Below are 11,897 nucleotides of genomic sequence, written 5' to 3' on the forward strand. Positions count from 1 at the left end.
TATTTTCCTGTTGGCAGCAATAGGGGTAGCTTACAAAAAAAATTGCGGTGGCAACAATAGGGAAAACATCCCAACTAACGGCCGTTTTACCGCGCAGGAATAGCGAAAACGTGAGGGAGTCGTTAAAATCACGTCACCCAAAGAAAATCCATCCAAAAGGAACTGAACGATGCGATTTGTTGATAACAAGGAAATTACCGATCCCCGGCTAAATTTGGCTATTGAAGAGCATTTGCTGCGTAATGTACAAACTGAAGAACCGCTGCTTCTCTTTTACATCAATGCCCCTTCTGTCATAATGGGCAGAAACCAAAACAGCATTGAGGAAATCGACCCAGATTTTGTACGCGAAAACAATATTTACGTGGTGCGGCGACTTTCCGGCGGCGGAGCTGTTTACCATGATTTGGGTAATCTAAATTTCAGCTTCATTACGCAAGGTAAGCGGGATCTACACAACTTTGAAAAATTCACCCGCCCAGTTGTGGACGTGCTGCACCAGTTGGGGGTGGATGCAGCTCTGCAAGGTAAAAGCGATCTCTTTGTGGCTGGCAAAAAGATTTCTGGCAACGCTCAATACGCTGCCATGGGGCGCATGTTTAGTCATGGCACCATTTTGTTCGATACAAATTTAGAAACGATGCTGCGGGCGATCAATCCCCGCCAAATGATAATTGAATCGAAGGCGGTGCAATCTATTCGCTCTTTTGTGACCAACATTCGCGAGCATTTGTCTGAAGATATGAATATTGTCACCTTTCGGCAGAAGCTGTTGCTTGGCATTTTTGGCTCGCAAAATATTCCGCTTTTCACGCTAACGGAGGCTGATTGGGAGCAGATTCATGAGATTGCAGCACAAAGGTATAAAACATGGGAGTGGAATTACGGCCGTTCCCCGGCTTTCAACATTCAAAAAAGCGAGCAACTGCCCGTGGGCAAAGTGGATGCCCGCATTGAAGTGGAGAAAGGGCGCATTCAGGAAATCAAAATTTATGGCGATTTTGATGGTCGCCGAGATGTGGCAGAGCTAGAAATGCGGCTCATTGGCTTGCGGTATGACCGAGACGCCATTCAAAATGCCTTGGCAGATACAGATTTGGAACCGTACTTTGGCGCATTGGAAAAAGAAGCTCTCCTTAATCTTCTGGTTTGATTGGGAAAGGGGCAAAGGGATTTTTTGAGATGAAAAGAGTGCTCTGGTTATTGGTTGCCTTGTTTTTGCTGGGTTGTGGCCGCACTGCTCGGCCAACGGCCGTTCCTACTCCGGCGCCCACTGCAGCAGCCGACGCGGCAGCCGAAGTTGTGCCCACGGCAACGGCCGTTCCGCCACAGCCTACCGATATACCACTGCCAGCTACAATACCGCCCACCCCAATGCCACCAACACCGGAGCCAGAGCCACCGACCGCCACGCCGGTGCCACTAACGCCAGACGTGCCAGATTTGGTCTGGCTGCCCTACGGATCGGGGAACTTCGGGCAGCCCGTTCTCATGTTGGAAGAAGGAGAAGTAGCCCCACAGCCACTGCCAGTTGAGGTGGAAATCTTTTTTGGCTATGACAAAGGCTGGCTCGCGTATGGTGGCACCTTTTGGGAACCCACCGCCAATCAGCAATCCGTGACAAATTTACACCTGTACAATTTTGCAAGTGGGGAGGATGAAATCTGGGCGGAGCAGGTTGGTCGGGCGGCTGCTACCCCTTTGACCATGATGGATGGCCCGCCTTCCGTGGCCGTCGCTATCCATAACGGGCAAAGCTTTGACTTAGTGCTCATGCGCGGCCCCGAAAATCAAACGGTACTGGTAGAAGATATTGAGCCTTACTTCTCCTGGTCGCCTGATGGCACCCAGATTGCTTACCTGCGCGATAACAACCTGTTCATAACAGATGCTGCTGGTGACTCCGGCAATGCGCACGTTGCCAATGGCGTTTACGCCAGCAGTGGCTGGATTGGGGATGCGCCGCTTTGGCTGGGCGACTCTGGTTACTTGCTTTATGCAGATGCGCCATTTGGTATCGTAGCGGCTGATGGCAGTGAGACGATTGTGCCAACAACGAATAACGGAGAGCCGTTGCCACCAGTACGGCCGTTCACCATGCTCTACTCCCAAACCACCAACCAGCTCATCGCGGAGTCGGAAGGGATGTTTGGCCCTAGCGTAACCATCTATCAATTTGGGGATGCGTTTGGGACGGCCGAAATCATCCAGCAATTTGACGATGCTCAGCTTGCGGGTTGGTATGAAGCTGACGAAAGCGTCATCCTCGTCACCGGCGGTGAGCCAATCATTTTGCCGTTGACACCCCAGAACTGATTTGCTACTATTTGCCCCATGATGGTTTTTGTGATGACTCAAATGCGCAGTAGTGCCGCCGCAGCCGCCCAGACAAATAGTCTGGTGCTTGCTGCCGCCTGAGTTTTCACCACAATTTAAGCGCAGCACGTTAGCCGCCAGACTGAGCCTGTAACAGTCTGGCGGTTTTTTGTTGCTACGGTAAAATTCCATTTATGGGCAATGTGCCGGCACATTGCCCATAAATGAAAAACGGAGAGGACATGAGACCCACAACCAGTAACGAGATTCGCCAAGCATTTTTAGATTATTTTAGTGAGCAGCAGCATGAGGTGGTTGCCAGTGCGCCGCTGCCGCAATATGACAATCCTACGCTGTTATTTACCAACGCCGGGATGAACCAATTTGTAGATGTCTTTTTGGGGCGCGAGAAACGGCCGTACACCCGTGCCGCTACCGCCCAAAAAGTGATGCGCGTACAGGGCAAGCACAACGATCTGGAAAACGTTGGCCCCTCGCCGCGCCATCACACCTTTTTTGAGATGATGGGCAACTTCTCCTTTGGCGATTACTTCAAAAAAGAAGCCATAGATTATGCCTGGCAATTTGTGACGGGCGTTTTAGAGCTAGAAGAAGAGCGGCTCTGGGCCACCATTTATACGGATGATGACGAATCATTTGAGCTGTGGCAGCGGTATCTGCCTGCCGAAAAAATCTTGCGCTTTGGCAAAAAAGACAACTTTTGGGAGATGGGTGAAACCGGCCCCTGTGGCCCTAACTCCGAAATGTTCTACTACATGGGCGACATGGAAACCTGCGATCCGTCCCGGCTCAACGCCGACGATGACGAAGAGTTCCTGGAATTTTGGAATCTCGTTTTCATGCAGTTCAACCGGGAAAAAGACGGCAGCCTGACCCCGCTGCCCAAGCCCTCGGTAGATACCGGGTTAGGATTGGAGCGCGTGGTACGCATCATGCAGTGGAAAGACAACAATTACGACACCGATCTGTTCAGCGGCGTGCTGGATAGGGTGCAGGAACTGCTTGGCCACAGCGACGCGCTGCGCCAGGAGCATCTGGTTGGCTACCGCGTCATTGCGGATCATGGACGGGCGGCCACGCTGCTCATTGCCGATGGGGTGCGCCCCGGCAGCACCGGCGCCGGCTACGTGCTGCGTATGATTATCCGGCGGGCGGTGCGCTTTGGCTACAGCATTGGCTTCACCGGGCCATTTTTGGCAGAAGTTGCCAAGGTATACATCCAGCAGATGGGCGAAGCGTACCCGGAACTGAATCTGCGTGAGGAGCACGTGCTGCGTACCCTGACGCAGGAAGAAAAGAGGTTTGCCCGCACGCTGGAATCAGCCTTGGTTCAGCTTCATGATGTGGTGGCAGAGCTAAATGAGAAGGGCGAAAAGGAGATTTCTGGCGAGGTGGCGTTTGATCTGTACGCCACGCACGGCCTGCCGCTGGAGATTACTCGCGACGTGGTGCAGGAGCGCGGCTTCACCGTTGATGAAAAGGGGTACAACGAGGCGCGAGAGGCTCACGCTATTGCCAGCGGCAAGGGCGCATTTGGTGAATACAGCGCCGAGACGGGTGTTTACGGCCGTCTCCTAACAACCCTCCAAACTAGCGGCCAACTGGAAGCCGGCGTGGAGTACGATCCGTATTTGGGTGCAGAGACCGAGTCTGAAATTGTGGGTCTCATTCGCGAGGGCAAACTGGTTGAGTCCGTAAAGAAAGGAGATAAGGTGGAGATGGTAACGGCCGTTTCCAACTTTTACGTGGAATCCGGTGGTGAGGTCAGCGACACGGGTCAGATTTTGGGGCTAGACGGCGACGCAATCTTTCGGGTAGACGATACGCGCCAGCCGCTCAACGGCCTGGTGGTGCAGGTGGGCAAGGTGGTTCAGGGCGAGTTTAGGCTGAACCAGCCAGTTCACCTGCAAGTGGATGATATTCGCCGCAGTGATATTCGCCGTAACCACACCGCCACCCACATTTTGCATCAGGAATTGCGCGACCGGCTGGGGACGCACGTTACTCAGGCGGGATCGCTCGTCGCCCCAGACCGTTTGCGCTTCGACTTTACCCACGAAAGCGGCGTCAACAGTGAGACATTAGCCGAAATTGAAAGCAAGATCAATGATGCGATTTTGGCCAATTATCCTGTTGAGATTGAATACATGGGACAAAAAGAGGCCATCGGTCAGGGGGCAATGGCACTCTTTGGCGAGAAGTATGGTGATATTGTGCGTACTGTACAAATTGGATACGAAGGCGAGAAGCCGTACAGCTTTGAGCTGTGCGGCGGCCTGCACGTTGCCGAAACCAACGACATTGGCCTGTTCCGCTTCACCAGCGAAGGCGCAGTTTCGGCCGGGGTGCGCCGCGTGGAAGCAGTAACGGGGCGTTCTGCGCGGCAGCTCATCGCCGAGCGGCTGAACTTGCTGGACCGACTGGCGGGACAGCTAAACGTGCCGGTTTCTGAGCTGGAGTCCCGCATTGAAACGTTGCAGGCGGAGCAAAAAGCTGCGCAAAAGCGCGTTGAGCAGATGCAGCAGCGGCTGGCGGCCTTCCAGTTCGATTCGATTATGGCGCAAACCCAAGAAGTGGCGGGCGTGAAGCTGCTCACAGCTCAGGTTGAGGGCGTACCGGTGGATGGCTTGCGCCAGATGGCCGATCGGTTCCGGGACAATGTGGGGTCGGGTACGGCCGTTCTGGCTACCGTCAACAATGGCAAACCAATCATCATTGCGGCCGTTACCAAAGATTTGATTCCGCGCGGCATCAAGGCTGGCGACATCGTGCGCGAAGTTGCCAAGACGGTTGGTGGCGGTGGTGGTGGTCGCCCCGACATGGCCCAGGCAGGTGGCAAAGATGCCTCCAAATTGCCCGAAGCGTTGGCACTGGTACCGAGCCTAATTAAAGCGGCACTTGAGTAAAAGGAGATTAGAGATTGGAGATTGAGTCTGTTTTTAATCTCCAATCTCCAATCTCCCCTTCTCCTTTTATGCAGATAATCCACCTCGACGAATCAGACGACATCATCTCCATTTGTGATCGCTTGACCTGGGCAGAGATGCAGCAGGCGTTGCTGGTTCTACCGGATGATGGCGGTGTGCTGCGTGAGGGGCTTGATTTGGTGCGCTTGCGTCGTTTTGCCGATAGGCAGCGGCTGGAAGTGGGGCTGGTGACGCCCGATGTGCCGATCTCCCGGCAGGCACGGGCCATTGGGCTGCCCGTTTTCCCATCGGTGGATGTTGCTGAGAACAGCCGCCGAGGTTGGTGGCGCGGACGCAAACGACGTGAGCAGGTGGGGCTGCCTACCGTGGGCGTCGGTGAGTGGGAAGCAGTGTTGGGAACGCCAAGGAGTTTGGCGCAACGGCCGTATCCCTCGCTAGACCCCGCCGACCGCCAAGAAGCCAGCCGACGGTTACAGCCTAAGTCCACCTTGCGGCTGTGGCTGGTGCGCTACGCAGCAATTTTCCTTTTCTGTATTACCCTGGCGATTTTATATGCCGCTTTTACCTACGCCATCCCCGGTGCTACCATAACCTTGCAGCCGGAAACGGAATCCGTTCAGGTAGAACGTCCAGTGGTTGCTGATCCGGCGGTTGAGATTGTAGATTATGCCCTAAACACTGTCCCGGCGCGGCTGCTCGCCACGACTGAATCATGGCAAACCAGCGTCGCCACCACAGGCATTGTGGAACTGCCAGATGCGCCAGCCCGTGGCACCGTGCTATTTGTGAATCAGCTAGCCCAAGCCGTCACCGTTCCGGCTGGCACGCGCGTCAGCACGTCTGACGGCAGCAATATCGCTTTCCAGACGGTGGAAGAGGTGACGCTAGGTGGGGCGGTGGGCAGCACGGCCGAAGTGGACGTAATTGCCGAGCAACCGGGGCCAGAAGGCAACGTAGTGGCCAATTTGGTAAACCGGGTGCAGGGCGCACTAGATTTGCAGGTGGAAGTGCGTAATTTGGAGCCGATGAGCGGCGGGGCTGTGCGAGAAACGGCCGCTGTGACCCCAGAAGATCAGGAGCGGTTACGGGCGCAGGTGCTGCAATTTCTGGAAGCAGTGGCGTTGGCCAACATGGAAGCACAGCTTACCGAGCGGGAATTTTTATCGAAAGATGCCGTGCGTGTGGTCACCATCTTGGACGAGACATTTTCGCACGATGTGGGGGAGCCAACGGCCGAACTGACGTTGGTGATGAGAGCAGAATTGCAAGGAACGGCCGTTGACACCACCGTTGCTTCTGGATTGGCATTTGATTCATTGGGGCAAGCCGTGCCAGATGGTTTTACGCTGGTGCCAGACAGCATCCGCTTTCGCAGCGGTAACGTGGTGGCGGTGGATGAGGCGGGTCGGGTAACCTTTTCTATGATTGGTGAAGGCATCGTGGCGGCGAATTTGGCGTTAGATGGCCCGATTACGGCCGTTACCGGACAATCTCCCGAAACGGCCGCAGCGTACCTTTATGAAAACCTTCCGCTTCGCGCCGTTCCCAGGCTAGACGTTTGGCCCCTTTGGTTTGATCGCGTCCCTTACCTGACGACGCGCATTCAGACGGTGGTTGAGCCATGAGGGAGTATGCAAACTTCACTCGTAAATCGTAGGCAAAACGGCAAGTCAGAACGGCCGTAATCCAGACAATGAAAAGGTCGCAGAATAATCTCAAATTTCTCTGTGTTCTCTGTGGCAAAAAAATATGCATCAGCTAGATTGGAAAGTATTGAACTCAGAATATTTGCTCAGAAATGAGTGGATTGCCGTGCGGGCGGATACCTGCGAGATGGGCAATGGCCGTCTCATCGACCCGTACTACATCATGGAAAGCAGCGACTACGTGAACATTGTGCCCGTTACGGCGGTGGGCGAGATTGTGTTTGTGCGAATTTATCGGCATGGGGTGGTGCAAACCCTGCTAGAAACGCCAGGCGGCCTCATTGACGATGGCGAATCCCCGCTGGCAGCGGCACGGCGCGAACTGCTGGAAGAAACTGGCTGCGACTGTGCTGAGATGCAGCTCATCGGCAGCGGCTCGCCGGATCCGGCGCGGATGAGCTGCCACGCCTATTACTTTTTGGCGACGGGGGTGGTGGAAACGGCCGTTCCCACCTGGGATGCTCACGAAGAGATGGAGCTGCTCAAGCTGCCCATCGCCGAAGCAAAGCGGTTGCTCTTTGCTGGAGAAATTGTAGATTCTGTGCAGCAAAGTGCCCTCTTTTTTGCACTCCACGCTTTGGGGGAACTGGGCTCATGAGCGAAACGTACCCTGGCCGTGTCATGGCGCTGGATTTGGGCAGCAAGCGCATTGGCGTGGCGATCAGCGACCCGACGCGAACAATTGCCAAATCCTATGGTGTGGTGAAGCGCAAATCCCGCGAAGAAGATTTTGCTCGCTACCGGCAAATCATGGCCGAGCAGCAGGTAACGCTGCTGCTAGTGGGCTTGCCCACTACAAGCGAGGGTGAAGATAGCGATACGGCCGTTTGGATTCGTAACTACATCGCCGAGTTCAGCGAGCAGTGTGAGGTGCCCATTCAGTATTGGGATGAGAGCTTTACGACCGTTCACGCTGAGGAAAGCCTGCGTCAGCGCGGTACGCGCGGCAAAAAAGCGCGTCAGCAGGTAGATGCTGTGGCTGCCGCTTTCATTTTGCAGAGTTACTTGGATGCCCATCGAACGTAACAAGCTGTAGCCGCGGATTCTTTCCGCGTATCTGTGGCGCGGAAAGAATCCGCGGCTACAAATATTTGAGGTGAGTTATTAGCACGCAAAAGGTACGCCGCAGAGACCCTTATCAGGAGTCACCCCAGAGCCGCCAGCGGCGCAGGTTGGGCTGCACGGCGCGGGCACTGCTGCTGTTGGTGGTACTCACGGCCTGTTTGTCGGCAGGGCTACTTTTTTATTTTAGGTGGCTGGGGGATGATGTGACGGGAAACGGCCGTTCCCTGCAAGCTCGCGATATTTACCTACAAACCTACCTCACCGCCAACGCAGATGAATTGGAGCAGCCAGCGGGCAATGGCTTTACGCCTGCGCCATTTACCATCGCCACTGGCGAATCCGCCGATACGATTGCGGCTAATTTGGCGGCGGCGGGGCTGCTAAACAACACGGAGCTATTTCTCAACTACCTGCGCTTTCACGGGTTGGATGCCCAACTGGAAGCGGGCGAATACATTATTGACCCCCAGCAAACCATCCCCCAAATTGCAGCTACACTGACCGAAGCGGTGGTGCAGGAAGAAACTGTGCGTTTTGTTGAAGGTTGGCGTCTGGAGCAAATGGCAGATTACCTGGCGGAAAACCCCACAGCCAACGTCGATGCCAACCAATTTTTAGCGATTGTCCAGCGACAGGTAGTGTTTGACCTCAGCCCGTACCCATTTTTGGCCACTTTGCCAGAAACCGCCACGCTGGAAGGTTTTCTGTTCCCGGACACGTACCGTTTGCCACCCGAGGCGGATGCAGTCTATTTGATGGATTTGATGCTGCGAACCTTTGAAGGGCGGGTGACGCCGCAAATGCAGCAAGGGTTTCAGGCGCAAGGCTTGTCCATTCACCAAGCCGTCACGCTGGCAGCAATTGTGGAGCGGGAAGCGGTAGTGGCAACCGAACGGCCGATCATCGCGGGCGTCTTTTACAATCGGCTGGGGCAGGGGATGAAGCTGGAGGCAGACCCCACGGTGCAGTACCCGCTGGGCTACCAGCCAGAAAGCGATAGCTGGTGGAAGTCACCGCTTTGGCTGGAGGATTTAGAGCTGGATTCGCCCTACAACACCTACCGCTATGCCGGTTTGCCGCCTGGCCCCATTGCCAACCCTAGCCTATCTTCACTAGAGGCGGTGGCCTTCCCTACCCAGACGGAGTTCATCTTTTTTGTGGCCGATTGCGAAGCGGCCGTTGCCGGTAGCCACGCTTTTAGCATCACGTATGAGGAGCATTTGGCCAATGTGCAGCGATGTCGCTGATGTCAGAAATCAGTATTCAGTGATCGGTAATCGATTTTCAGTTATTGGCCACTGGTCACTTATTACTGTTTACTGCTTATTGTTTACTGTCCTGACGGCCTGTGCTAGCGTCCAACCAGTGGTGAAAATCGGGCTGGTGGCTCCATTTGAGGGGGCGCAAAGAGAGCTAGGGTACGACGCAATTTACTCGGCACGGCTGGCGGTGCGGGAGATTAATGAAGCGGGCGGCATTGGTGACTATCGCGTTGCTTTGGTGGCGTTGGATGATGGTGGTGATGTGCAGTTGGCGCAGGAAACGGCCGCATCTCTTGCAATTGATCCCGCGGTGGTAGCAGTGATTGGGCATGGTATTGGGGAAACAACGGCCGTTGCCCAGGCTATCTACGCCGAGGCAGGCGTCCCCTTGCTGCCGCTAGGTGACACCCCCTTCACCTCGCAAGACCCTTCCCTGTTGCCAACAGAATTTCATGAAGCATACAATGCCGTCACCCCTTTCGATGAGACTGCTGGCCCCTACGCGGCTGCTACCTACGACGCCATGCAGCTAATCTTCCAGGCAATGGCCGAAGGCGAAACAGAAAGCGGTGCAATCTCCCGCGATTCCGTGACAAATGCGCTCGCTGCATTAAAATACGATGGGCTGGCGGGAACGGTCTATCAGCCTTGAGAGCGGTTTGCTTTAAACAAATTGTGAATAAGAGAGTTGAATATGTTTCGGCGATTTATGGGTATTTTGCTGCTGATCATTGCCCTGGGCGGCATTGTTTTTTCATTTATTGGGGCGCGATTGGGGCATCAGCTAGTGGATCGGGTAGCCGCCAGCTTTACGCAAACCCTTGCACAAACGTCAGATAGCCTGGATATTGTGTCGGAGACGCTGCTGCTAGCCAAAAGCAGCATTGCGGATGTAAACACGGTGGTGAACACGGCCGGAACCACCGCCGAAAATCTTGCAGAAACAGTGTCCGACACACGGCCGTTGCTCGGCCAAATCGCTGTCGTTGCTTCGGATCAGGTTCCCAATAATCTAGAGACAATCCAGGAAGCGTTCCCTAGTTTGGAGCAAGTGGCCGGGGTGATTGATCGCACGCTGGTGACGCTGAACAGCTTCCGTATTGACGAGGAAATTTTTGGCCTGAATATTGAGTATGATTTAGGTATTGATTACGAGCCAGAAATACCGTTCGACCAGTCGGTGCGTGAGTTGAGCGAGGGGTTGGAGGGGATTCCCGAGAGCCTACGCGCCATGGAAGCGTACATCACGGTCACCAGCGACAATCTGGAAACAGTGAGCCAGGACATAAAAACGCTGGCAGATGATTTGGAGACGGTAAACGGCCGTATCAACGAATTCGACCCCATTTTAGATGAATATCTGGTGATGGTCACCGACATCAACGACAGCACTCGCCAGATGCGTGCCCAAATTCGGGAAGAGTCTGATCGCGCAAAGAATGGCATCACGGTTGGGATGGTTTGGCTGGCGTTAACCCAAATTGCACCCTTGTATTTAGGTTGGGAATTGGTGACCGGGCGGCGGGAGCCAAATACATAAGACTGTCTCAATTATATCTTTGCAATCGAGGAGAGAGCATCCTCAGGCTTGTGCTGAACGTAGTCGTAATATGCGACCGGCATCTGAGGATGGCTACTCCTCATCAAGAGGAGGAAGAGGGAAATGTTTCGTAGAATTTCGGGATTTGTGCTGTTGGTCATTGGCTTGATTGGCGTTTTGCTGAGTGTTGGTGGCATTCTGTATAGCGGCCGCGTTGTTGATGCGGCCGTTAAGCTAGTAGACGACACGCTGGGGCTGACAGGTGACAGTATGGCAACGGTGGAAGATACGTTAGCTCTGGCGCGAGGCACCATTGGCGACGTGAATGCCAGCCTGGTGACGGTTGAAGAAACGGCCGATTCCCTGGCCAAAACAATTGAGGACACCCAGCCACTGCTTGAAGAGGTAGCCCAAATTACCGGAGAAGATGCGCCGGACAGTATCGAATCAGTGCAAGGTGCCATCCCGGCCGTGGCTGAAGTGGCTGGCGTTATTGACGACACGTTGCTGACGCTGAATGCCTTCAAAATTGAAGAAGAAATTTTTGGTTTTGAGCTGAATTACGATTTGGGTGTGAACTATCAGCCTACCGTTCCCTTTGATGAAACAGTGTCTGGCTTGGGCAGCAGTCTGGATGGCTTCCCGGATCGCCTGCGCGAACTGGAACCGAGCCTGACGGCCGCTAACGAAAACCTGAGTGCGGTATCTGAGAACATCTACGCAGTTTCGGATGATTTGGCGGTAATAAACGGCCGTGTCGCCGAAGTAGACCCGCTGCTAGGTGAGTACATTGGGCTGGTGCAAAATATCAACACGACGCTAGGCACAACCCAAAGTACGATCCAGGCACAGGTGGGCAATATCAAATTGGGTTTGCAGGTCCTTTTTGCCTGGCTGGGTTTCCTCCAATTTTCGCTGCTTTATCTTGGCTGGGATTTGATGACCCGTAAGGAGCTGGACGAAGAAGCTATTGAGGAGGCAGTAGAAGAGGCACTGGAAGAGATTGAAGAACGGGAAGCAAAAGAGGATAGAGCATAAACAACTGGTTAGGCAGATTGAT

10 protein-coding genes are annotated in these 11,897 nt (G+C 54.3%); all 10 read left to right on the forward strand.

Going from position 1 to position 11,897, the window contains the following annotated elements:
• The first annotated feature begins 169 nt into the window (after positions 1–169).
• The 10 genes from ACOQPU_RS26585 to ACOQPU_RS26630 all read left to right on the forward strand — a co-directional run bounded on the left by ACOQPU_RS26585 (position 170) and on the right by ACOQPU_RS26630 (position 11,875).
• Positions 170–1,153 carry a lipoate--protein ligase gene (locus ACOQPU_RS26585; RefSeq protein WP_420642850.1) on the forward strand — a complete coding sequence of 328 codons (984 nt, stop codon included), beginning with the start codon at positions 170–172 and terminating at the stop codon, positions 1,151–1,153.
• Between the two features lie 29 nt (positions 1,154–1,182).
• Complete coding sequence (locus ACOQPU_RS26590; protein WP_420642851.1) at positions 1,183–2,316, forward strand: DPP IV N-terminal domain-containing protein; 1,134 nt, start codon at positions 1,183–1,185, stop codon at positions 2,314–2,316.
• A gap of 242 nt (positions 2,317–2,558) precedes the next feature.
• Positions 2,559–5,243, forward strand: a complete 2,685-nt coding sequence (gene alaS, locus ACOQPU_RS26595) for an alanine--tRNA ligase (RefSeq protein ID WP_420642852.1) — start codon at positions 2,559–2,561, stop codon at positions 5,241–5,243.
• A 14-nt stretch (positions 5,244–5,257) separates the two neighbouring features.
• Positions 5,258–6,889: a baseplate J/gp47 family protein gene (locus tag ACOQPU_RS26600; protein WP_420642853.1), complete on the forward strand. Its 1,632-nt coding sequence runs from the start codon at positions 5,258–5,260 to the stop codon at positions 6,887–6,889.
• A gap of 124 nt (positions 6,890–7,013) precedes the next feature.
• Positions 7,014–7,568, forward strand: coding sequence for an NUDIX hydrolase (locus ACOQPU_RS26605; RefSeq protein WP_420642854.1), 555 nt, complete (start codon positions 7,014–7,016; stop codon positions 7,566–7,568).
• Entirely contained in the window at positions 7,565–7,996 is a 432-nt protein-coding gene (gene ruvX, locus ACOQPU_RS26610; RefSeq protein ID WP_420642855.1) for a Holliday junction resolvase RuvX, read from the forward strand. The genes ACOQPU_RS26605 and ruvX overlap by 4 nt, the downstream gene beginning before the upstream one ends.
• A gap of 146 nt (positions 7,997–8,142) precedes the next feature.
• Complete coding sequence (mltG, locus tag ACOQPU_RS26615) at positions 8,143–9,282, forward strand: endolytic transglycosylase MltG (RefSeq protein ID WP_420642856.1); 1,140 nt, start codon at positions 8,143–8,145, stop codon at positions 9,280–9,282.
• Positions 9,283–9,301: 19 nt separating this feature from the next.
• On the forward strand, positions 9,302–9,949 hold the full coding sequence (locus ACOQPU_RS26620) for an ABC transporter substrate-binding protein (RefSeq protein WP_420642857.1): 648 nt from the start codon (positions 9,302–9,304) through the stop codon (positions 9,947–9,949).
• A 42-nt stretch (positions 9,950–9,991) separates the two neighbouring features.
• The gene (locus ACOQPU_RS26625) at positions 9,992–10,837 is read left to right on the forward strand and encodes a hypothetical protein (protein WP_420642858.1); all 846 of its coding nucleotides are present in this window, start codon (positions 9,992–9,994) and stop codon (positions 10,835–10,837) included.
• Positions 10,838–10,960: 123 nt separating this feature from the next.
• Entirely contained in the window at positions 10,961–11,875 is a 915-nt protein-coding gene (locus tag ACOQPU_RS26630) for a hypothetical protein (protein ID WP_420642859.1), read from the forward strand.
• Positions 11,876–11,897 lie beyond the last annotated feature (22 nt).

The sequence above is a fragment of the Candidatus Leptofilum sp. genome, from assembly GCF_965223285.1.
Lineage (GTDB): Bacteria > Chloroflexota > Anaerolineae > Promineifilales > Promineifilaceae > Leptofilum.

Bases quoted from the DNA above. Each gene is read 5' to 3' on its own strand.
- ACOQPU_RS26585 (WP_420642850.1), top strand. From the start codon at position 170: ATGCGATTTGTTGATAACAAGGAAATTACCGATCCCCGGCTAAATTTG.
- ACOQPU_RS26590 (WP_420642851.1), top strand. From the start codon at position 1,183: ATGAAAAGAGTGCTCTGGTTATTGGTTGCCTTGTTTTTGCTGGGTTGT.
- alaS (WP_420642852.1), top strand. From the start codon at position 2,559: ATGAGACCCACAACCAGTAACGAGATTCGCCAAGCATTTTTAGATTAT.
- ACOQPU_RS26605 (WP_420642854.1), top strand. From the start codon at position 7,014: ATGCATCAGCTAGATTGGAAAGTATTGAACTCAGAATATTTGCTCAGA.
- ruvX (WP_420642855.1), top strand. From the start codon at position 7,565: ATGAGCGAAACGTACCCTGGCCGTGTCATGGCGCTGGATTTGGGCAGC.
- ACOQPU_RS26625 (WP_420642858.1), top strand. From the start codon at position 9,992: ATGTTTCGGCGATTTATGGGTATTTTGCTGCTGATCATTGCCCTGGGC.
- ACOQPU_RS26630 (WP_420642859.1), top strand. From the start codon at position 10,961: ATGTTTCGTAGAATTTCGGGATTTGTGCTGTTGGTCATTGGCTTGATT.